The organism is Erythrobacter sp. 'gip.4 top 5' (genome assembly GCF_056495765.1).
Window position 1 is genome coordinate 992967 of the sequence record NZ_CP200270.1, and the last position, 22374, is coordinate 1015340.

Annotated in this window: 19 protein-coding genes; 14 read left to right on the top strand and 5 right to left on the bottom strand. The window is 61.9% G+C overall.

Annotation, left to right across the window (positions count from 1 at the left end; all coding sequences use genetic code 11):
- Positions 1-2 precede the first annotated feature (2 nt).
- From tagH to ACRANW_RS04705, 3 genes are all read right to left on the bottom strand, one after another.
- Positions 3-1748, bottom strand: coding sequence for a type VI secretion system-associated FHA domain protein TagH (gene tagH / locus ACRANW_RS04695; protein ID WP_479433376.1), 1746 nt, complete (start codon positions 1746-1748; stop codon positions 3-5).
- Positions 1745-2320, bottom strand: coding sequence for a DUF6931 family protein (locus ACRANW_RS04700; protein ID WP_479433377.1), 576 nt, complete (start codon positions 2318-2320; stop codon positions 1745-1747). The genes tagH and ACRANW_RS04700 overlap by 4 nt, the downstream gene beginning before the upstream one ends.
- A gap of 92 nt (positions 2321-2412) precedes the next feature.
- Positions 2413-4401, bottom strand: a complete 1989-nt coding sequence (locus ACRANW_RS04705) for a type VI secretion system Vgr family protein (RefSeq protein WP_479433378.1) — start codon at positions 4399-4401, stop codon at positions 2413-2415.
- A 227-nt stretch (positions 4402-4628) separates the two neighbouring features.
- On the opposite strand from ACRANW_RS04705, the gene ACRANW_RS04710 reads away from it, so the two are divergent.
- The 11 genes from ACRANW_RS04710 (at position 4629) to ACRANW_RS04760 (ending at position 16492) form a co-directional block, all read left to right on the top strand.
- The gene (locus ACRANW_RS04710; RefSeq protein ID WP_479433379.1) at positions 4629-5384 is read left to right on the top strand and encodes an OmpA family protein; all 756 of its coding nucleotides are present in this window, start codon (positions 4629-4631) and stop codon (positions 5382-5384) included.
- Positions 5385-5413: 29 nt separating this feature from the next.
- Positions 5414-6442 (top strand): type VI secretion system protein TssA, encoded by a 1029-nt coding sequence (locus ACRANW_RS04715; RefSeq protein WP_479433380.1) that lies wholly within the window; start codon positions 5414-5416, stop codon positions 6440-6442.
- A gap of 92 nt (positions 6443-6534) precedes the next feature.
- Positions 6535-7059: a type VI secretion system contractile sheath small subunit gene (gene tssB / locus ACRANW_RS04720; protein ID WP_479433381.1), complete on the top strand. Its 525-nt coding sequence runs from the start codon at positions 6535-6537 to the stop codon at positions 7057-7059.
- 70 nt (positions 7060-7129) lie between these two features.
- Positions 7130-8254 (top strand): type VI secretion system contractile sheath large subunit, encoded by a 1125-nt coding sequence (gene tssC, locus ACRANW_RS04725; protein ID WP_479433868.1) that lies wholly within the window; start codon positions 7130-7132, stop codon positions 8252-8254.
- A 42-nt stretch (positions 8255-8296) separates the two neighbouring features.
- Entirely contained in the window at positions 8297-8779 is a 483-nt protein-coding gene (locus ACRANW_RS04730; protein WP_479433382.1) for an Hcp family type VI secretion system effector, read from the top strand.
- 30 nt (positions 8780-8809) lie between these two features.
- Positions 8810-9601, top strand: a complete 792-nt coding sequence (locus tag ACRANW_RS04735) for a type VI secretion system accessory protein TagJ (RefSeq protein WP_479433383.1) — start codon at positions 8810-8812, stop codon at positions 9599-9601.
- A gap of 2 nt (positions 9602-9603) precedes the next feature.
- Positions 9604-10134 (top strand): type VI secretion system baseplate subunit TssE, encoded by a 531-nt coding sequence (tssE, locus tag ACRANW_RS04740; RefSeq protein WP_479433384.1) that lies wholly within the window; start codon positions 9604-9606, stop codon positions 10132-10134.
- A complete protein-coding gene (gene tssF / locus ACRANW_RS04745; protein WP_479433385.1) occupies positions 10134-11990 on the top strand; it encodes a type VI secretion system baseplate subunit TssF in 1857 nt (618 codons plus the stop codon). Before tssE ends, tssF begins: the two co-directional genes overlap by 1 nt.
- The gene (gene tssG / locus ACRANW_RS04750; RefSeq protein WP_479433386.1) at positions 11954-12997 is read left to right on the top strand and encodes a type VI secretion system baseplate subunit TssG; all 1044 of its coding nucleotides are present in this window, start codon (positions 11954-11956) and stop codon (positions 12995-12997) included. The genes tssF and tssG overlap by 37 nt, the downstream gene beginning before the upstream one ends.
- Positions 12994-15663 (top strand): type VI secretion system ATPase TssH, encoded by a 2670-nt coding sequence (tssH, locus tag ACRANW_RS04755; RefSeq protein WP_479433387.1) that lies wholly within the window; start codon positions 12994-12996, stop codon positions 15661-15663. The genes tssG and tssH overlap by 4 nt, the downstream gene beginning before the upstream one ends.
- Before the next feature lie 10 nt (positions 15664-15673).
- Positions 15674-16492 (top strand): hypothetical protein, encoded by an 819-nt coding sequence (locus ACRANW_RS04760; protein ID WP_479433388.1) that lies wholly within the window; start codon positions 15674-15676, stop codon positions 16490-16492.
- Between the two features lie 82 nt (positions 16493-16574).
- Here ACRANW_RS04760 and ACRANW_RS04765 read toward each other — a convergent pair whose 3' ends face one another.
- Positions 16575-16790 carry a type II toxin-antitoxin system antitoxin gene (locus ACRANW_RS04765; RefSeq protein WP_479433389.1) on the bottom strand — a complete coding sequence of 72 codons (216 nt, stop codon included), beginning with the start codon at positions 16788-16790 and terminating at the stop codon, positions 16575-16577.
- A 9-nt stretch (positions 16791-16799) separates the two neighbouring features.
- Positions 16800-17702, bottom strand: a complete 903-nt coding sequence (locus ACRANW_RS04770; RefSeq protein ID WP_479433390.1) for an SPFH domain-containing protein — start codon at positions 17700-17702, stop codon at positions 16800-16802.
- A gap of 175 nt (positions 17703-17877) precedes the next feature.
- Between ACRANW_RS04770 and ACRANW_RS04775 the strand changes: the two genes are divergently transcribed.
- The 3 genes from ACRANW_RS04775 (at position 17878) to ACRANW_RS04785 (ending at position 22364) form a co-directional block, all read left to right on the top strand.
- Positions 17878-19878, top strand: a complete 2001-nt coding sequence (locus ACRANW_RS04775; RefSeq protein ID WP_479433391.1) for a TIR domain-containing protein — start codon at positions 17878-17880, stop codon at positions 19876-19878.
- 45 nt (positions 19879-19923) lie between these two features.
- A complete protein-coding gene (locus tag ACRANW_RS04780) occupies positions 19924-20172 on the top strand; it encodes a hypothetical protein (protein ID WP_479433392.1) in 249 nt (82 codons plus the stop codon).
- A 179-nt stretch (positions 20173-20351) separates the two neighbouring features.
- Positions 20352-22364, top strand: a complete 2013-nt coding sequence (locus ACRANW_RS04785) for a hypothetical protein (RefSeq protein WP_479433393.1) — start codon at positions 20352-20354, stop codon at positions 22362-22364.
- The last annotated feature ends 10 nt before the right edge of the window (positions 22365-22374 follow it).

Consider the following 22374-nt stretch of genomic DNA (forward strand, 5'->3'; position numbering starts at 1 on the left):
CATTAGCGCCGGGGACGCTGGTTGGCCTCGTCATAGGCCTTGCGGAACTCGCGTGAGAACACCTCCAAGAACGCCTCGGCCGAACCTTCAGCCACGCCGCTGAACTGGGCTTCATAGGCTTTCCACAAGGCGGCTTCGCGCTGGCCGGGTAGCACCTTGGACAGGAGGCCCTGTTCCTTGGTTCGCGCCTTGATCGCAGCAGGCGAGAACCGGTTGAGCGTTTCGCGCAAGGCCCCCTGCATCGCCTTCAGGGTTGCAATCTGGTGCGCCTGCAGATCGCGATAGGCCTCCTCGATCGCGTCTTCGGCCTCCATGTAGCCGCGCAGTTTGGGATTGAGCATCATCTGCAAGGCCTGATCGACATTGCGCGCGAACTTGAGCGGATTGTTGCCATCAAAGCCGAGCGCGGTGCCGGCGGCACCCATCTCGTCCTTGGCGCGGGCACGGGCTTCGAGAAGGATCATCAGCCCGGCCAAAAGGTGTCTTAGCATTCGCCCGGTCTTGGCAGCGGATTCCTCGGGCGTCAGTTTGATCTGGCTGGCCGGGACGCCAAGCTCGCCCAGCAGCGCGCCGAACACGGCATCGGGACTCGCGTGCGAGGGCGGCGTAGGTTCGGACACCGGAGGAGGCGAAGACGCTGTACCTGTGAAAGGTCCGGTGGCGTGCGCCGGCCGCGGATCGTGCGGAACCGGCGAAGGCCTGACCCTTACCGGCAGCGGCGTGGTCAGCGCCGGAGGGACGGGCGAGGGCGTGGCCGCAAAGCCGCTCTCCTGCCCCCATGGGCCAGCGGTCGGCTGGTCTGCGCAGGCGCTGGGGCAGGGCGGCTGGTTGATCGGATCGAGCGGCGCGAAACTTCCCCCTGTCGGCGGCGCTGCGGGCGGCGGCGAGCCCAAATCCGATACGAAATTAGGCGGTGACGGGGAAGAAAAGGGGTCATCCGGCAGCGGCGCAAACCCGCCACCCAATTCAGGCGACGACGGCGATCCGCTGGGCAAGGGATCGAACCTGCTGCCGCTCAAAGGAGCGGCAAGTGCGGCGTTCAGGCCGCTGCTCGGCGTCCCTGCGTTAAGCGGCGCGAAGCCTGAAGGCTCGCTGTCACCAGTTGCGAAGGGATCGAACGTGGGGTCGACCGACCACGAGGCGTTGCTCCAGTCGATTTCGTTCTTGGCGGTGAAATCGCTGAAGATGTCGTCGGCGCTGGGTGGGTTCGAGGCGCGGGCAACGTCCTCCGACCAGACTGAATTGCGCTCCGGTGCAGGGCCGCCGCCGGGAATGTCCCAGCCGCCATCTGCTGGAAAGCCGTTAGCGACAGGCACGGGCTTGGGCGCGGCAGGTCGGCCGCCAGGAACATCATCCCATTCCTGCCAAGATGGCCCGCGCGCGGCAGCGGCGACCTGTTCCTGTTCAGCCTGATGCTGCTGCAAGGCTGTGCCGCTCAACCGGGCTTCGATGAGATACGGCCCGATACGGAAGCGATCGCCCGGGCCTACCTTGTGGGTGCCTTCCAGTCGCTGCTCCGATGTGCCCACGAATGTGCCGTTGGTGCTGCCATAGTCGATTAGGTAATAGGCATCGTTGCGAAACTGGATTTCGCAATGCTTGCTGGAAACGACACGCGTTTCGTCCGGCAGCACCCATTCGCACGTCAGCGAACGGCCAATATTGGCGCCGCGGTTGTTGAGTACCAGCTCGGGATTGATGCCGTGTTCCAGCGCGGCGCCATTGGTGATCTTGAGCGTCAGGGTCATGGGTTTGCGGCCGGCGTGCGTCCATTGGTGGCGAGCTTATTGGCCAAATCGAGAATGCGGCCCGAAAGCGCCGGCTCCCGGCCGGCCCCGGCGGCCACCACCGATTGCACGGCGCCAGCCACCAGTTGTCCCATCAGGCCCGGCTCGGCTGGCACGGGCGGGCAGTCTTCCGGCGCGATTGAACCGCCCGAAAAGAACACCGCCAGGCCGATCAGGGTTTCGGGCCAATCTCGGTCGGACTGCTCGGCCAGCCGTTCAACCGCGCGGCGATTGTCATCGTCCGGCTCCCCCAGCCAGCGCTGAATGGTGTCGCGCAGCAGCATCCTTGCGGAAAAGTCGGGCGCTGTCGGCTCGATCCTCGGCAGGCTGGCGAGCGCCCAGTCGATTGCCTCGAGCTTAGGCAGCGCGGCTGCGACGTAGGAGATGGCCGGCATCAATTCGCCGCGTTTGCGCAGATCGCGGAAGAAGACACCGGGCGCTACATCGTCAGCCGGCTGCAACTCGGGCGCGAGCTTGGCCTCTTCGGCAATCTGCCGGGCGGAACTCCAGAAGACTATGGTCCAGTCGGTCATGGCGTGCCGGACAAATCCTTGTTGCAATCCATCATTGTGTCGTTCGAACCCAGAAGTGCTGCAATCGGGATGCGGCGTGACATTCTGCCGCATCAATTGATCTTAATCAGCGCGCCCTTTTCCGTCAAAATGCCGCCTGCGGAAACCTCGGTTGTGGCGTTGCCTTTCACGTTGACCATCAGCGACGTGAGCGAGGCTTGGGTCGGGGTCAGCTTGAGCACGGTTTGTCCCACTTTCAGCTCAATCGATTGCATCGCTTCGATCGTGACCCTGCCCATGCTGGTTTTGATGGTAAGATTGCCCTGACTGATGGTCAGCTCGTCATTGCCTTTGCTGATGGTGGTCTTGCGATTGCCATCGGTGATGGTGTTGGTTTCGTTTTTCTTCAGAGTGTAGCTGCGGTTGCCGTCAATCGTGACCTTTTCGTCTTCCTTGACGTAACGCTGGCGATTGTGGCCGACCCTCAGTTCTTCATCATGGCCAATATGCGTGCTGGTGTCGTAGCGCACCCGCACATTCATGTCCCGTTCGGCGTGGACAAACAGCTCTTCCGATCCGCCCTTGTCCTCGAACCGGATTTCATTGGCCTTCGGCTCGCCCGTGTCGAGCTTTTCGGCCTTGGTATAGGCCTTCTGATCGCCATAAGTCAGAGTGCGCCACACCGCCTTGGTCTTGTTGCCGGGTAGAGCGTACACGGGCATGTGCTCGGCATTGAACACGCGTCCGATCACCACCGGTTGATCGGGATCGCCGTGGAGGAAATCGACCAGCACCTCATGCCCCACGCGGGGCAAAATGATGTTGCCTAGCCCGCCGGTTTGGGAAACACGGATCCAGCAGGTGGATTTCTCGTCCGGGGTGCGCGCCCGGTCCCAATGGAAGCGCACTTTGACACGGCCATATTCGTCGGTGAAGATGGTTTCGCCTGAAGGGCCGGTAACAATCGTGGATTCGACTCCAACCACGCGGGGCTTTTCGGTCCGGCGCACGGCGCGGAACTGCGTTTTGGCCGGGATTGCCAGAAAACCGACATCATCTTCGCCAAGGCCGCCGGTGCCCGAGTGATAGCTTTGCGCGCGCAGGCTGTGTTGAGTCGTGATGACCAGGTATTCGTCATTGAAGCGATCAACCGGGTGGTTGGTGATCTTGATGGTGGAGCCGGCGCACAGGCTTTTGGCGCTGGTCCGGCCGATAAAGGTACGGCGCCGGGCGCGGAACTCCTCGAGGCGAACCTTGCTCAACCGGTTGGCACGGGCAGCGGTGATGAACTGGCCAGGGTAATCATAATGCTCCTGCGCATCTCTGGGATGCTGCGCGTCGTCCACGGCCTTGCCATCGACCGGATCGACCGGCTTTTTGAAGTCGTAATCGCGCAACGCCACCTGTTCATGGCCCGTGCTCGCAACCCGCTCCGACCAGTTATTGAGAGCGTGGTAACCGCCAAGCTCTGCGCTGACATGGTAGGCCTGCGCCGTGCTTGCAGCAGGGTTAAAGGCAAGAATCGGATGCATGCTGGGCTTGTGAGCGCTGGCCTTGTCGCAGATCACCATTAGGTGTTTCTGTTCGGAATGTTCAAAAAAGTAATACAGCCCTTCCTGCTCCATCAGACGCGAAAGAAAGTGAAAATCGCTTTCGGCATATTGGACGCAGTATTCAAATGGCTCGTAATTTTCGCTAACGCGCAATTCATAATCGGTGATCCCGGCAGACGCCAAAACCTCCTTGATGATGTCAATCACAGTCTTTTCTTGGAAGATCCCAAAGCCGCGCTTGCTTGCCATAAAGTGGGTAAAGGGTCGCAGTGAAAGGTTGTAATGGAACCCATCGCCATCTTCGACGAGATGCGCCGCTTCGACCAGTAGACCGTGAAAATACCGGACAATCTCCTGTTCTTCAAAGACTGTAACACATACCGGCTCACCGATATGGGGCACCAAGTCGATCTCTCCCAATGAAGCGACAATCTGCAATTCGATTTCAAACGGATTGGACAATTCTTCGCGTGTGGCGAGCGAGACATAGTCAACCTGCTCCCCGCCAAGGTCCACCGCCAGTCTGATTTCGCGGTATTCGGATGTCATCGCGAAAAGCCCCCCACAATAATAGTCGATATGCGGTGCTACCCAGTTCCGTTGGCGATCAGGTTTCCCAATTAAGGCTGCACCTAAACGGGACGCGCCGCTCTCGTTCGGCTTGTAAGTCGTTCGGCAAGGTGTTACCGGAAGACTAAGAAAAGACAAATCCAAAATCAGTCGGTCGCAACAGTGTTTCCCGCCCCTATGTTTGGGGCTATTCGATCTGGAGTCGAATGATGATGACCCGTGTCCCGATGATTGCAGCAGTTGCTCTGCTAACCACCCCAATATTTGCGCAAGCCGCCGAACAGGAGCTTGATCCTGTGCGTCTCGCCGAACTTCGCTGTCAGCTTGGCGGTGATTGTGGAGAGGCCGAAGTCATCGATGTCGCGGCCGATCAGGATGACGTGATTGTTGATGTGCGCTCGCGGGGTGCAGACGGCCGCAAGGCAAGCCCGTTCCTGACATTTGAACAGCTTAAGGAAATGCGCGGCAAGGGAAAGGCCGCCACCGCGCGTCCCGCGCCTTCGGCGTCGACCATGCTCGCGGCCAATGTGCAGCGCGTTGCGCGCCGTGATATGGCTGCGCCGACAGTCGGTAAGCGGCGTCTGTCCGGTGGTGCCGTCGAGGTTGCTGCCGATGTGACCAACCGTGCCAATCTGTTTGTGACGTTCCGTCTGGGCTCGGCTGAGCTTGAGCCTTCGGCGCTGAAGGAAATCAGCACGCTGGCCGAAGCGATTCGCCTCAACAGCGAATCGGGCAAGCTCAAGCGGGTTCGGATCGCCGGCCACACCGATGCGACAGGGGATGATGCGGCTAACACGCAGCTATCATCAGAACGCGCAGCGGCGGTTCGCCAAGTGCTGCTTGATCGCGGTATCGCGGCCGATATGCTGGAAGCCGAGGGCTTTGGTAGCAGCCAGCCCATTGATGGATATGCGCCCACGCACGGCATCAATCGCCGGGTCGAGGCGGTCGTTATCGAATAAACGACCGGCTGATTTGGGGGGCAGCGCGTGTGAAGACAATCGAACAACTGCTGGCGCCCGTATCGGACGTTCAGCCGTGCGGGGAGGATCTGGACGAGAGTCTGGAGTTCGATACGTTGCGCGCGGCCTTCGATGAAGATTTCGCGCTCGACACGGGCATGGCGTCTTTGTCCGACGGCGAAAAGCGACTTTCTCCAGTCAATTGGTCAGATACCTTCGACAATATCGAGGCGCTTTGCGAACAGACCAAGGACCTCTATCTTGCCGTCAGCTACGCGCGCTGCGGTATTGTGCGCGGCGATCCAGATATTGTCGAACAAGGTCTGATCTTCGCCGCACGACTGCTGGAAGAGCGCTGGGACACGGTGCATCCGGTGATGGATGATCCGGGCGGTCGTTTGCGCGGCCCTCTGTTTGAAGACCTAGCCCGTCGTGGCGCCTTCGCGATGCCATTTCTCGGAATGCCGCTGGTGCTCGGCAATCGCGGGAGCATCAAGGTCGAACAACTGATTGACGTGCATGAGAATAGTGGCGCGTCAGATGATTATCCCATTGTGCGCGGCACGATCGACCAGCTTGGCGACGAAGCCCGACTGGCGGTTGCGACGCAACTGTCTTCAATGCTGGATGCGCTGGACCGGATTGATGGCGTTCTGCGTGAAAAAGATCTCGCCGGGCGGCCCGATTTCAGCACGCTGCGCCTGACAATCAGCATGGCGCAGGAAGCCTATACCGCGCTTGCCGGCCTTGCCGCGCCTGAACCGGATAACCCGGATAATGAAGATGACGGGTCCGTGGTCGACACCGATGGAGCGCGTGAAGAAACGAGCGGCCCGAGCTTTGGTGGTGCAGTCAAGTCACGCACTGATGTAGTCAAGGCATTGGATGCGATCGAACAATATTATGCCCGCGCAGAACCGGGACACCCAATGCGTCTGGCAATGGGCCGTATGCGCAGTTGGGTCAACAAAGATTTCATGGAAATCCTTGAAGACATCGCTCCGCGAAGTCTCGATGAAGTAAAAAGTGTTTTGCTTGAGCGCAATGATGTGGAATGAACGTAGTTGATCAAGTCTTTCAACGGTCGGTAAGGCGATTCGCAGTTCGTATTTGCTGAAACAGTTTCAGGACCGATCAAGGGGGGAATATAATGTCGGATTCCGGACAGAAGTTCATCAGTCGCAACCGTTCGCCGCGGGTGCACATTTCTTACGACGTCGAAACCTATGGTGCGCGAAAATCGGTTGAACTGCCGTTTGTCATGGGCGTCATCTCCGATCTTTCCGGCAAAAGCGAAGTTGCCAAGAAAGACCTCAAGGATCGTGACTTCCTCGAATTCGATGTCGACAATTTCGACAAGCGCATGTCCGCCATCGCACCGCGCGCGGCCTTCTTCGTGGACAATGCGATCGAAGGCGAAGGCAAACTGGCGGTCGATCTGACATTCAAGAAAATGGACGACTTCGACCCCGGCAAGATCGCCGAGGCGGTGCCTGCGCTTGCCAAGCTGCTCGAGGCGCGCCGCCAGCTGAACGATCTGCTGATCGCCATGGATGGCAAGCAGAACGCCACCGAATTGCTCGAAAAGGTGATGCAGGACGAAAGCCTGCTCAAGGCCCTCAGTGCAGCGCAGGGCGCTGACCAGGGCGCCGGCCCCGCTGAAGCAAGCGAATAAGGTTTTGTGATGCGTCCGCCGGGCGCATTTTTCTCGTGTTCGTATCGGAGGATATGATGGCATCGGATCCATCGAAGCTGGACCACGCACAGGTCGCAGACGCGATCGCGGCAATGCGTGGGATCAGAGCCCGCTGTTCAAGAAGGTTTACGAGTCCGAGTTCGGACAGCTGGGCGGCACGCCGTTCGGCGCCTTTGTGTGCGATATGTATTTCGACCATTCGTCCAAAGACCTGAACGTGATGAAAGGCCTCGCCCGGATCGGCGCGGCCTCGCACGCACCGATGATTTCGGCGGCGGATTCCAACCTGCTGGGCATGGATACCTGGACCGAAGTGTCCGACCCGCGCGATCTGGCCAACCGGTTCGACACCACCGAACACGCTGCCTGGAACGCCTTCCGCAGCTCGGACGATAGCAAGTATCTGGCGCTGACGATGCCGCGGATTTTGGGCCGTGCGACCTATTCGATGAAGGACAACCCGATCGACGAGTTCGCCTTCGACGAAGTGACCGACGGCGAACATGACAAGCACCTGTGGGTGAACTCTGCCTATGCGATGGGCGTGCGCATCAATGCCGCATTCCGCGAATATGGCTGGTGCACGCGCATCCGCGGCGTGGAATCGGGTGGCACGGTCAAGGATCTGCCACTGGCCACCTTCCCCACCGATGATGGCGGGGTCGACCAGAAATGCCCGACCGAAGTGGCGATTTCCGACCGGCGTGAGGCTGAGCTTTCCGATCTAGGGCTGATCCCGCTGATCCATCGCAAGGGCACTACCGATGCGACCTTCATCGGATCGCAGACCGTGCACAAACCGGCCAAATATGATGATCCCAATGCTACAGCCAATGCGCGGCTGGCGGCGCGGCTTCCCTACCTGTTCGCCAGCTGCCGGTTTGCCCATTACCTCAAGTGCATGGTGCGCGACTGGATTGGCGGCACGCGCGAAGGGCCGCAGCTTCAGGCCGATCTCAGCGACTGGGTTCACCAGTATGTTACCGCCGACCCGGATTCGGCCACTGAAGAAACCAAGGCACGTCTCCCGCTGAAGCGTGCCGAGGTCACTGTTGAACCGGATCCCGAGAATCCGGGCTACTATAAAAGCCGCTTCCTGTTTGTGCCCCACCACCAGTTGGAAGGCATGGACGTGAGCGTCAGCATGGTGTCGCAGCTGCCTCAGGGCAAATAAGATTGAATGGCGTGATGCATTTCCAAGCGATGGAGAACTAACATGGAAGTTTCGATCTTTCTGAAACTCGACGGGATTGAGGGTGAATCCACCGATGAGGCGCACCCGAACGAAATCAAGCTGGCCAGCTTCAGCTTTTCGGCGTTCAATTCCTCGTCCTACAACAACGCTTCAAAGACCGTTTCGAAGGGCCAGGCGAACATGGGCGACATCGCCTTTTCGAAGGAAGTCGACAAGACGTCCGTTGCTTTGTTCAAGGCCTGCGCGGCTGGCAAGGTGATCCCCAAGGGTGTGATTGCGTTCCAGTCGAACGTCGGTGACGACAAGAAAATCGACTTTCTCAAGTACGAGCTCGAGAACGTGGTGGTGAACACCTACAACTTCTCGGCATCCAGCAACGCCGACGAAAGCGGCAGCCTGACCTATGCCAAAATTCGCCAGATCTACGATCAGCGCGATGAAAAGGGCACGTCGAAGGGCAAGGTCGAAGGCTTCTTCGACGTTCTGCTTAACAAGGCCGGTTAATCAGCCCTCTGGTGGGCAGCGAGGCAATGGATGGTCAAGGCTGACGAACTGCTTGCCTCGGGCGATGTCGCTGGTGCCCGCCAGCAGCTGATCGAAGAAGTGCGTGCGAACCCCGGCAGTGTCGGGGTTCGCATGTTCCTGTTCCAGATGTGCGCTCTGCTGGGCGAATGGGATCGGGCCAAGGCGCAGCTGGAAACGCTGGCGAAGCTCGATCCCGAAGCGCGTATGCTGTCGGTCGCCTACACCCAGTGCATCGCCGGTGAAGCCGTGCGCGCGCAGGTGTTTGCCGGAACGCAGCCGGCGACCCTTCTTGCCAAGATTGCATGGGGCGAGGCGCTGTCGGCCGCGCTGTTGGCGCGCCAGAATGGCAGCGCGGACGCCGAGGCGCTTTATGCGCAGGTCTTCGATGCTGCGCCCACCACCTCCGGCACCACTGATGCCGGTCTGAGTTTTGACTGGATTGCCGATGCCGACCCGCGGCTTGGCCCGGTGACCGAAGCGATTATCGCCGGGCGGTATGGACTGATGCCGTTCTGCGCGCTCGAAAGTCTCACGATCAACGAGCCTGTCGACCTGCGCGATACGGTGTGGATACAAGCCGAGTTCGGGCTGGTTCAGGGCGCGCGGGTGGCAGGGTTCATCCCGCTGCGCTATCCCGGCAGTGAAGCGACGGATGACGCCGCGATGGTACGCGGCACTGCCACGGGCTGGGTCGCCGACGAACGCGGCGAACACCCGTTGGGCCACAGATTGTTCGCCTTTTCCGACGGCAGCGAAGTGCCGGTGCAGGAATTGCGCGAATTGACCTTGCGGACGGGCTGACGATGGCGGTCAAGATCCGTCTCACGCCCACGTTGTTCGACAAGCTGGCGTCGGGCAATGATTTCGGTGGCCTGTCTGTTGATGCCGACATGCCCACGGTCGGGCGTGAGGATTTCCGTAATTTCGCGGTCGCCAACCTTGAACGCTTTACCGAAAAATCGCTGCGCGCCTCGGTGACACGCGATCTGGCGTGGCTGCTCAACACGATCTCGTTTGAATCGACGCAGGATCTGTCGGGCCATCCGCATGTGCGCGATTCCGTCCTCAATTTCGGAGTGCGCGATTTTGCCGGTCGCACGCTTGGGCGTGAGGCCGCGCGCGAGCAGGCACGCGAAATCCGCCGCGCGATCCTGCGCTTCGAACCGCGCATCAACCCTGCCAGTCTGCGCGTGGAACCGCGCGGGCGCGTGGATGGATCAGGCAAGGTCGGCTTCGTGATCGAGGGCGAGATTATGGGCGGCCCGCAGGCACTGCCGATCCGGCTGAAAACCGATGTCGATCTAGAGACCATGAATGTCGAAGTGAGCGAGTGATGGATCCCCGGCTGGTCGAATATTACGAGGCCGAGCTGGAGTATTTGCGGGTCCAGTCGCTTGAATTTGCCGCCAAGCATGAAACCGTAGCAACCCGGCTGGGCCTGACTGGCGGTGAGCGTGATCCCTATGTCGAACGCTTGCTCGAAGGCGTGGCGTTCCTCTCGAGCCGGGTGCAGCTCAAGCTCGATGATCAGTTTCCCGAGTTCACCCAGCACCTGCTGCAAGCGGTCCAGCCGCATTACCTCGCGCCGACGCCGTCAATGTGCGTCATCGGGATCGACCCGGTTCTGGGCGATCCGGGCCTGGCGCGCGGGCATCTGATCCCGCGTGGCACGCCGTTTTCGGCTGAACCGCAGGGCAAATCGCGCACACCGGTGATCTTCCAAAGCGGTCAGGACGTCACCTTGTGGCCGCTGACCATCGCTTCGGCAGAATATGTCGGCAGCCGGGCCGGGGCAGCGCGCTTTGCCGATCAGGCCGGCGTGCGGGCGCAGGCGGCGCTGACGATCCGGCTTGAGGCGCAGGACGGGGCCGACCTTTCGGCCATCGCCGCTGATGACCTGCCCATCTATCTCGATGGCGGTGAAGGCGTGGCAAACGAACTGTACCGCCAGTTGATTGGCGAGGCGATCGCGGTGGTGGCCCGACCGCTCGATGTGGCAGGGGCGGCCTCGGTGTTGCTCGACACGCCGGTGCAGCACGGCTTTGGCGAGGATTGCGCGCTCCTGCCGGGGGATGGCCGCACATTGTCGGCTTACCGGTTGCTGACCGAATATTTTGCCTGCCCGGAACGTTTCCGTTTCATCAAGCTGCGGTCCTTGCAGCGCGCGCTGGCGCTGTCGAGCAAGGCGGTGGAGATCACCATCCTGTTCGCCCGGTCGTCCGACGTACTGGTGCAATCGGTGGGGACCAACAATCTGCGATTGTTCGCCACCCCGGCGATCAACTTGTTCGAAAAGCCGTTGAGCCGGGTCACGTTCAGTGAGGAGAACCACGAATTTCAGGTGGTGGCTGATCGGGATGGGCCGCTGGATTTCGAGGTGTTCCGGCTGCTGAAGGTCGAAGCCTTCGATCGGCAGAACCAGAACCCGCGCGAAGTGGCGCCGCTCTATTCCTATGGCTCACTGCTGTATGATTACCGTTCCGCGCTGTATTACACCACGCGGCTGCGGTTGCGGCAGATGTCGCGCAAGGAACGGCGGATGCGTGGGCGGGAGGATTATATCGGGACCGATATGTTCATCTCACTGACCAGTCCGGGTGATCCGGGGCGTCTGGAAAGCGTGCATGATCTGGCGTTGCGGGCGTTGGTCACCAATCGCGAACTGCCGGTCGATCTGAAGGTGTCGGGTGATTTCCATCTGACGGCGCCCAGCGTGGCAGCGCGTGCAATCAAGATCGTGCGCTCGCCCACCCGGCCCCTGCCGCCGTTGGGGCTGGGTGATGCGGCGTGGCGCGTGATCGGCCACCTGACACCCAATTATGCCAGCCTAGTGGGTGAAGGCGGCGGTGATGGCGAGATGCTGCGCAACCACCTCGCGCTTTACGGCCGGGCGGATGATCCGGTGATGCGTTCGCAGATCGACGGGATTGTCGGGGTCAAGGGTACGCACGTGACCCGCCGGGTGCCGGGACTGGGGCGCATGGCGCTCGCCCGCGGGCTGCGGATTGATATCGAACTGGACGATGCCGCCTTCGATCAATCGCGCATCTTCCTGTTCAGCGCCGTGATCGAGCGATTTCTCGCCGGGTTCGTGACGGTCAATTCCTTCACCGAAACCCATTTCTATTCCAAGCAGCAGGGGGAGGTTGCCAAATGGCCACCGAGGATCGGGACGCGCGAGCCTATCTGACCTTTGCGGAACGCGCGGCTGCCGCGCCCAAGCGGTTCAGCCTGTTCGCGCTGGTGCGCGGGCTGGCGGCGCGGGCGTTGGGCAAGCCCGGCGTCGGGCGCAGCCGGCTCCCTTCGCAGGACGTCGTACGGCTGCGACAGGTGCCCCACACCCGTTTTCCCGCCTCGACGCTGGACCAGGTCGTGATTGAGGCCGGGCGCGCCGAGGCATCGGGGTATTGGCTTGGCCTGACGGGGCCAATGTCGCCACTGCCGCTGCATCTGACCGAATTTGCTGCCTATGAGCGCCGCTTTGCCAAATCCTACCCGTTTGGCGATTTTCTCGATCTGTTGGCCGGGCGCTTCCTGCAATTGTTCTACCGTGCCTGGGCCGTGTCGCAGCCGGCGGTGCAGGCGGACCGGCTGGAGGATGATCATTTTGCCGACTTCATCGGCGCGCTGACAGGCGCACGCGAAGGGGCGAGCGAGCAATCGCCGTTCTCGGCCAGCGCCCGGCTGCATTATGCCGCCCTGTTCGCCTCGCGTCGCAGCGCAGGCGCAATCACCGGCGGATTGCAGCACCTTCTCGGCCTGCCGGTGAGCTTGCGCGAATTCGTGCCGGTGATGCGCGATATCGCGGCGGAGGATCAGACCCGGCTTGGCGTGTGCCATCACAGGCTTGGCGATGCGCTGCTGGGGCGGCAGGTCTATCTCGTGGCGGACCGCTTTGAAGTGCGGATTACCGCGCAGACCCATCAGCAATTCCGCCGCCTGCTGCCCGGTGGCGATCAGTTTGCGCTGGCAGCACAGGCGCTCGATGCGCTGGCGCCCTCGCACCTCGAATGGGGCATGACGCTGTGCCTGCCGCAGGCCGAGGTACGCCCTGTGCGGCTGGGCGATACCGCGCAGCTTGGCTGGTCGTCGTGGATTGGCCAGCCGGCCAATGACGATCTTCGCGACAATGTGCATTTGCGCCGCTCCTCTGCCGGATTGCAGAAGAGCGCGCGTCTTGGGGGACGAATGACATGACCGAAATCAGCCGATCTGCCCTGTTCGGGCGCCTCAACCCGACGGCTCTGAAGGCCATCGAAAGCGCCACCGGCTTCTGCAAGATGCGCGGCAACCCTTATGTCGAACTGGTGCACTGGCTGCATATCCTGTTGCAGGATTCCCAGAACGATGTCGCTGCGATCCGCCGCGCCTTCAATATCGACGATGCGCAGCTTGCGCGTGATGCGGTGGCAGCGCTTGATGCGCTACCCCGCGGGGCGAGCGCGATTTCGGACTTTTCGCCGCAGATCGAGGAAGCGATTGAGAAGGGCTGGCTTTACGCCTCGCTGCAATTCGGCGCGGCCAAGGTGCGCACCGGGCATCTGATCTACGGGATGCTGAAAACCAACACGCTGCGCAACGCGTTGCAGAACGTCAGCCTGGAATTCCGCAAGATCGACGCCAACAGACTGGCAAGCGATTTTGAGAACGTGATGCGCGGCTCGACCGAAACGACGCAAGTGGCGGGTGCGGCCGCCGATGCGGGCGGGGGCGGCGGCGGGGCTGGTGCCGGTTCAGGCGGCGCGACGGGCGAAGGCAGCGCGCTGGCGCAATACTCCATCGACCTCACGCAATCGGCCAAGGACGGCAAGATCGAAACCATCATCGGCCGCGATGCCGAGGTGCGCCAACTGGTCGATATCCTGTTGCGCCGCCGCCAGAACAACCCGATTCTGGTGGGTGAGGCGGGCGTGGGCAAGACCGCGGTGGTCGAAGGCTTTGCCAAGCGGCTGGCCGAAGGCGATGTGCCGCCATCGCTGCGCGGGGTGACGCTGCGCACGCTCGACATCGGCATGATGCAGGCGGGCGCGAGCGTGAAGGGCGAGTTTGAAAAGCGCCTACGTGCCGTTATCGACGAGGTTGAAGGGTCGGCCACGCCGATCATCCTGTTCATTGATGAGATTCACACCCTGGTCGGCGCGGGCGGCGCTGCGGGGACAGGCGACGCCGCCAACCTGCTCAAACCCGCGCTGGCGCGGGGCAACCTGCGCACCATTGGCGCGACCACCTACGCCGAATACCGCCAGTATTTTGAAAAAGATCCGGCGCTGACCCGCCGCTTCCAGACCGTCGACATCGCCGAGCCGGACCGGGAGAAGGCGATCCTGATGATCCGCGCGATCGCGCCGATGATGGAAAAACATCACCAGACGGTGGTGCTTGACGAAGCGGTCGATGCCGCCGTGACCCTGTCGCAGCGCTATGTGCCGGCCCGCCAACTGCCCGATAAGGCGGTGAGCCTGCTTGATACCGCCGCCGCGCGTGTCGCGGTATCGCAGCACGGCACGCCAGCGCGGGTCGAGGATCGCAAGCGGCGGCTAGAACTGCTCGAAGTTGAAAAGGACGTGGTCGAGCGCGAGCGCGGGGCGCAGTATCGCGATGATGACCGGCACGAGAAGATCGTGGCCGAAATCGAAGAGGCCAAGGCGGCGCTGGATGACGCCATGGCCAAGTGGGAAGGTGAGAAGGTCGCGCTCGCCAAGGTGGTCGGAGCCCGCGACGCGCTGACCGCCGCCCGCGCGCCGGTGGAGGAGGGGGCTGAAACTGCAGGAGATGAAGCCGCCGCCCGGGCCGCGTTGGCGCAAGCGCTTGATGCGCTTCATGTTGCGCAGGGCGATGATCCGATGGTGTTCGGCGTGGTTGACAGCGATGCCGTGTCCGCCGTGGTCGCGGACTGGACTGGCATTCCGGTTGGGCGGATGGTCAAGGACGAGATCAAGTCCACACTTGATCTGGCCGAACGCATGAAGGCCCGCGTGATCGGGCAGGATCACGCGATGGACGCCATCGCCAAGCGTATCCAGACCAGCCGTGCCAAGCTCGATAACCCGAACAAGCCGGTGGGCGTGTTCATGCTGTGTGGCCCGTCCGGTGTCGGCAAGACCGAAACCGCGGTGGTCCTGTCCGAGCTGCTTTTTGCAGGCGAGGAATCGATGATCACCATCAACATGAGCGAATTTCAGGAGGCGCACACCGTCTCGACGCTGAAGGGCGCGCCGGCCGGTTACGTCGGTTACGGGCAGGGCGGGGTGTTGACCGAGGCGGTGCGGCGGCGGCCCTATTCGGTGGTGCTGCTCGACGAGGTGGAGAAAGCCCACCCTGATGTGCATGAGATGTTCTTCCAGGTGTTCGACAAGGGTTTCATGAACGATGCCGAGGGGCGCTACATCGATTTCAAGAATACCCTGATCCTGCTGACCAGCAATTGCGGTACCGATCTGATTATGGACATGACGTCCGATCCTGAATTGACGCCGGAACCCGAAGCCATGGCAACTGCGCTGCGGCCCGAATTGCTGAAGGTGTTTCCGCCGGCGCTGATCGGGCGAACAGTTCAGCTTGCCTATGTGCCGCTCAGCAAGGAAATGCTCGGCGGGATCGTGCGGATTCAGCTCAACCGCATCAAGAAGCGCATCCAAGGCAACCACAAGATCGCCTTTACCTATGGCGACGACGTGGTCGAACACATCGTGGCGCGCTGCACTGATGGTGATTCAGGCGGCCGCATGATCGACAACATCCTGACCAACACCATGCTGCCCGAAATGTCGGTGCAACTGTTGGAAAAGCAGATGGATGGCGCAGCGGTGAGCAGCATTGCGGTGAAGGCTGGCGACAGCGGGTTTAATTACGATTTTGGATGAGGGGAAGAAAATGGTCGATGAAATTACAAGTTCGAAAAGTGCCGTTTCGTGCTCTTATGCCGACCTTCCTTTGATGCAGAAGAAGGTTGATGATTATCAGTCCCGAATCGGCGAATTGGAGAAGGCCATCACGGAATTCGAAACGGGCAATGACCATAAAAAGATCGCTAACCAGGGCTTGCTCGCGCTGCGCCTGATATCAGCTACTGCCGAGGCGTTTGTTGATATGGCTTCGAATTTCATTCCACAGAAAGTGGCAGGAAAATCGATAATGGCGGCGAAGCAACTCGATCTGCTGCAGCGTTACAAAGGGTTTGCCACGCCGATTGGCGAGGCGGCTGCCGGAGTTTTCGACGGACGCGGGTTCTATGATGGTACCGTAGATGCCATTGCCCAAGGCGGAGGCAAGACTCAGGTTGAAGAATGCTTATCGGAATTCAGTTCGGCCGTTTCAAAAACCTTCTCGGCTGGCCTTGCCAACGACAAGATGGGTGTGCTTGGCGAAGTGGCAAAAAGTGTAAAAGGTATTGCCTGCGCTAGTGCCTTCCAAGTCTTGAAAACAAACGAATACACTAGTGCCACGAAGCAAGTGCTACAAAAGGCCGCCGAAAGCTTCAATGTTGCCGCGGACACAGCCTTCACACTTCACAAATACAATTCCGAACTTGAGAAAGCTTTCGACGAATATCTGGTCGAAGACGAAGCCAATCGGGGTGCTTCCGAAAGCAAGAAGGGTGTAATTAGGTTGCTCAAGGAACAGCGTGACAGAATGAAAAAACTTGAAGCGCAAATCATGTCATGTCGAGAAACGCTTAGTAAGGTCGCATAGGAAGTTTCAAATAGTAGGACGAAGCTGCAGCGATCACGCGTAACCGCGGAATTTTAACACAATTTCCTCGTCGGAAACGCGGTCAATTGCTCTTTATTTGCTTCTGGTCTGACGCCAACGGCCGCCCGCGGCGCGGGGTTTCGCTGCGGGCCACCTTTACCCCACGCCGGGCCAGTGCTTCGCGCAGCAGCACCTCGATCTCGGCGTTCACGCTGCGCAAATCGGTATCGGCAAGCCGCTGGACCGCATCGTGCAGCGCCGGATCAAGGCGCAGGGGAAAGGCTTTCTTGGACGGCATGGGGTGGTGTCAGTAAAGCGATCCCGCGTTGATGACCGGCTGGGCCTCCTGCTCGGCGCACAGCACGACCATCAGGTTGGACACCATCGCGGCGCGGCGTTCATCGTCGAGTTCCACCACGCCCTTTTCGCTCAGCAGCGTAAGCGCCATTTCGACCATCGACACCGCGCCCTCGACCAGCTTGGCACGCGCGGCGATCACCGCCTCGGCTTGCTGGCGGCGCAGCATCGCGCTGGCGACTTCCGGGGCATAGGCAAGGTGGGTGAGGCCGCATTCATCGACCGTGATGCCCGCCACGGTCAGGCGCTCGATCAGGGCGGCGCGCAGTTCTACGCCGACTTCCTCGTGATTGCCGCGTAGCGTGATTTCGAGATGCTCGATATCGTCATAGGGGTAGCGTGACCCGATCGCGCGCACGGCCGCTTCCATCTGCGCGGTGACGAATTCGCGGTAGTCATCGACATCATAAAGCGCCTGCGCGGTGTCGGTGACACGCCAGACGACCTGCGCCGCCATCTCGATCGGATTGCCGCGCGCGTCGTTGACCTTGATCTTTTCGGAGATGACGTTGTTGGCGCGCACCGCGATCTTGCTGCGGGTCAGCCACGGGAGCACCCAGCGCAGGCCTTCGGTTCGGTCGGTGCCCTTGTAAGCGCCGAATAGCTGGATCGCCGCGGCTTCGTTCGGATTGATCATGTAGAAGCCGCACAGGATGAGCAAGCCGACCACGGCAGAGATGATCGCCCCGGTCACCATCAGGCCATTGGCCTCCTCGGGGGAGACGGCGGCGAAGAACAGCCAGACCGCCAGCGCAATGAGAACAAGGCTGACCAGCAACATCACATAGCCGCTCTGCGTCGACGCTGGAACTTCCCGGCTGCGGTTCAGGGCATGGGTATCGGAAGAGGACATGACGAAGCTCCTTATGCGATATAATTACGATATCACGATTATATCATGTATCAGGATCGTCAAGCAAAACCGGCACCGCCGGCTGCCGGTGCGTAGGCATGATTGATTCGCGCAAAGGGCCGTTTCGCGGTAGCACGGGGACACAGGGGACGTGCGCAAAGGGGGGTGGGCCAATATGGAGAGCGGCGACGACAGTCCAGCCAGCGCGCCCCCGCTGCTGTTTATGAGCTACGCGCGCGCAGATGTGGCCCGTGCCCGGCAGGTTATCGACCTGCTCGAACAGGCCGGGTTTGACGTGTGGTGGGACGGGCGGCTGGAGGGCGGCGAGAACTTTCTCCAGACCACCGAGGCCGCGCTGGAGGAAGCGGCCTGTGTGGTGGTGCTGTGGTCGGCCACTGCGGTCAATTCCCATTGGGCCCGCGATGAGGCCCAGCGTGGGCGCGAACGCGGCTGTCTGGTTCCGCTGACAATCGACGGGACGATGGCACCGCTCGGGTTTCGCCAGTTTCAGCTGCTCGATATCAGCGAATGGGATGGATCGGCGGACAGCGCCGAGGCCGCGCGCATTCTGGTGGCTGTGCGGGCTAAGGTCAGCGGTGTCTCGCCCGCGCCAGCGCTTCCCTTGGTCCGGCCAGCCGGTGTCCCACTGCCGCCTGCTGAGCCGCCGTCCACCTCATCGCGAAGCGACGGTTTCACGCTCTCACGCCGCGCCGTGATGCTGGGGGGCGCAGCGGCTGTTGGGGGTGTCGGCGTGCTGGGCGTATGGCAGTTCGGGATATTCGGGTCCCCAGCGACAGCGGCGATTTCAATGGTGGTGCTGCCCTTCGCCAACGAAACCGGCGATCCGGACAAGAAGTATTTTTCCGACGGGCTGGCCCGCGAATTGCGCAGCATCCTTGCCCGTAATCCGCGTCTCAGGGTGGCAGCCCCGACGTCCTCCAACGCGATCGAGGGGGAGGATGATTTTGCCATCGGTCGCACGCTTGGCGTCGGCAATATCCTGCGCGGCAGTGTGCAGCGCGATACGGCGCGGGTGCGGGTGACGACAGAACTGCTCGCGATTGATGGCGGTCTGGTGCTGTGGGCGGAAACCTTTGACCGCGCGCTGGAAGATGTTTTCGCGGTGCAATCGGAAATCGCGCAAACGGTGGCGCTTTCGCTTGTGGCGCAAGTTGCGGGCGACCGTGAGGCCAAGGCTGCCGCTGGCGCGCAGCAGGACATCGGCGGGACGCAATCGGTCGCCGCCTATGAAGCGTTCCTGCGCGGCATGGCGCTGTATGATCTTGGCGCCGGTGAACAGACCGATCGCGCCGCGCTCGAACAGTTTGATGCTGCGATTGCTGCCGATGCCGGATATGCCGCCGCCCATGCCATGCGGTCGAGCATGTTGGCCTCGATCGCGAACAACGCCGCCAGCGATGGCCCGGAATCGCGCCAACTGTTTACGCAAGCGATGGCAGCGGCGCAGCGGTCTCTGGCTTTGGAACAGCGGCTGGCGCGCGGGCATCTGGCGTTGGGGTTCGTGCGCAATAATGGCTGGCTCAAGCGGGCTGAAGCGATGCCCCATTACACAGCGGCGCGGGAACTCGCACCGGGCGATGCCGATGTGTTGCGCGCCGTGGCAAGTTTTCTGGCCTATGGCGAAGACCCGGCGCAGGCGTCGCGGATGATCGATCAGGTGCTCGAACTCGATCCGCTCAATGCGCGCGCATTTCGGTCCGCTGGATATATCGCGTTGTTCGCGCGTGATTATTCGGCGGTGATTGACCGGATGCAAAAGGCGCTGGCGCTCAACCCCAGTCTTGCCAGCGCGCAGTTTGCCATTGCGATCGCGCGGTTGCTCCAAGGCGATGCCGCCGGCGCGCTGGAGGCAGCCAAGGCAGAGCAGGGGGAGGCCTATGCACTTACCGCCCAGGCGATTGCTGCGCATCGGCTGGGCGATGCTGCCGGATCGAACGCGGCGCTGGCGGCATTGGTCAAGGGGTATGGCGACAGTCGCTATCAGCAGGCCGAAGTCCATGCCCAGCGCGGCGCAACGGACACCGCAATGGGCTTGTTGAACGGCGCGTTGGCAGCGCTTGATCCCGGCCTGCTGTGGGCCCCCAATGACCCGCTGCTCGATCCGCTGCGAGGGGAGCCTGCGTTCAAGGATTTGCTTTTGCGGCTAGCCTCATGATAGCTTTCGCCGCGGCCCGCAGGGGGCGGCAACAGGGGAAAGACCATGAAGACAATGATCACGGCGGCGGCGCTGGTTGCAGGCGCGCTTGTGCTGAGTGGCTGCGGGGACAAGACGGAAGAAGTGCCGGCGGTCGATCCCACCGCAACGGACATGATGGCGCCTGCCGAAACAATGTCGATGGCAGGCGATGATGCGACCGCTGGCGAAGCTGAGATGGACCCGACCGGCAATCCGATCGGAATGGGCGCGCCCCCGGCGTCTGAGGGCGCCGAAGCGGCATCGGCGGAGTAAGAAACGGGCCTCACTCCTGCGCGATGTTTCACATGAAACATGGCGCAGGGGCAGGGCTGGATGGGTCTAGAGAGGGTCTAACCTGACCCTGACCGACGGGTAACTGCCGGAACGTTCGCAACCGCGCCGACCACCATGACCCTTCGATGCTTGTAAGCAGGCAAGGCGTACGGTTATGCATGAGCCGATGCGTGCGGCGGCAGGCATCGCCGGGGGGATACGACATGCCGATACCAGCGAGCCTGCCTCCCCATATTCGTGACAATTGGCAGCCGCATATCGCGCTCGGCATTACCGGGCATCGCGCATCAAACCCGGCTTACCACGCCTATTCAGCCGCGATTTCGGCGGCGCTTGCGGCGCTGTTTGCCCGCATTGAAGCCATCGCCATCTGCCTTCCCGGCAGCCGCGGGGCGGTGCGATTGCACAGCCTGATGGTGGACGGCGCCGATCAGGTCGCGGCCGAGCAGGCTTTGGCGCAGGGCTGGGAGCTGGCAGTGCCGATGCCCTTTGGCGCGGCGCTCAATATCGCGATCAATGCGCACCCCACAACGCTGGAGGATGCTGATGCGCTGCTGGCGGGCGGCATGGCGAGCGACCCGGAGGTCGAGGCCAGAGCCGCTGCAATCCGCGCCGTGACGCGGTCGGCCAGCCTGTTCGAACTGGCCGACCGCGATGCCGAGATCGCGGCGCTGTGGCGCGCTGTCATCGCTGATCCGGGCAACCGCGCCGCTGCACGCAGTTTCGACGCGCTGGCCTCGGGCAATGTCGCGCTGGCCGGGCGCGTGATGATCGAGCGCACCGATCTCGTGATCGCGGTGTGGGACGGCAGGGTCGCCAATCTTCCGGGCGGGACGGGGCATACCATCGTTGCCGCCTTGCAGATGGGCACGCCGGTGTTGCTGATCAATCCGGCCACGCCCGAGGCGTGGCGCATCCTCGCCCGGCCCGAGGAACTGGCGCAGCCCGTTCCCGAAGGAGGGGCTGACGCCGCCCGGTTGGAAGCGATCATCCGCGCCGCAGCGCTTGTGGAGGACTGGAGCCCGGCGTTGCTCGCCAAGGAACACTGGCGCCCGCACAGCGCGCGCGCGTTTGGCTTCTACCGCCGGATCGAACGGGTGTTTGGAGGCGGGGGGCGGGTGTTCGGATCGCTCCGGCTGACCTATGAAGCGCCCGATGCCATTGCCGATGGAAGCCATGCAGGGGTCATCGCCGCAGCGCAGGCGATGCCGGGCGGCGATCCGAATGTGGTGCGCCAGCTGGCACGCGAGGTGCTGCCGATGTTCGCTTGGGCCGATGGCATAGCCAGCCGCCTTGCCGATGCCTATCGCAGCGGGATGATGGTCAATTTCGTGCTGGCGATTTTGGCAGTGATTATCGGCATTGCCTTCCTTCCCACCGGGCTGGGCGAGATCAAGTGGGCCTTCGCGCTGGTGGAGCTGGTGCTGCTCGGCGGGATCTTGGTGATGACGGCGGCGGGATCACGACTGGGCTGGCACCGCCGCTGGTTCGCGATGCGGCGGGTGGCGGAATATCTGCGCCACGCGCCGGCGCTGCTGCTGATGGGCGTGGCCCGCCCGACGGGGCGCTGGGCGCGCAGCGGAGAAGGCGCTGAATGGCCCGAACACTTCGCCCGCCATGCCTTGCGCGATGTCGGACTGCCGCAGGTCAGGGTGACGCGCGATTATCTGCGCGCCGGGCTGACGGGCACGGTGCTGCCCCATGTGGCGGAGCAGCGCGCCTATCACGAGGCCAAGGCCCACCGGCTGGAGCGGGTCCACCACCGGCTCGACAAGACAGCAGAGGCCTGTTTCGCGCTCGCGGTCGCCTCGGTCGCGGCCTATCTGGCGCTGAAGGGCGCAGGGCTTGCGGGGATGCTGCCCAAGGCGTTGGCGGCAGACCTATCGCCCCTCTTTACATTCCTCGGGGTCGCGTTCCCGACATTGGGCGCGAACCTCGCCGGGATCCGCTATTTCGGGGACTTTGAACGGTTTGCCGCGATCTCCAAGGCGGCGGCACAAAAGCTGGGTGAGATCGAGGTGCGCATCGGCTTGCTGTTGTCCGGTGCGCCCGATGCGCTGACCTATCCTGCGACGGCCGATCTGATCCATGCGCTTGATGATGCGGTGGTGGAGGAGATTGCGAGCTGGCAATCGGTGTTCGGTGCCAAGCATCTGGCGCTTCCTGCCTGACGCCTGCGCT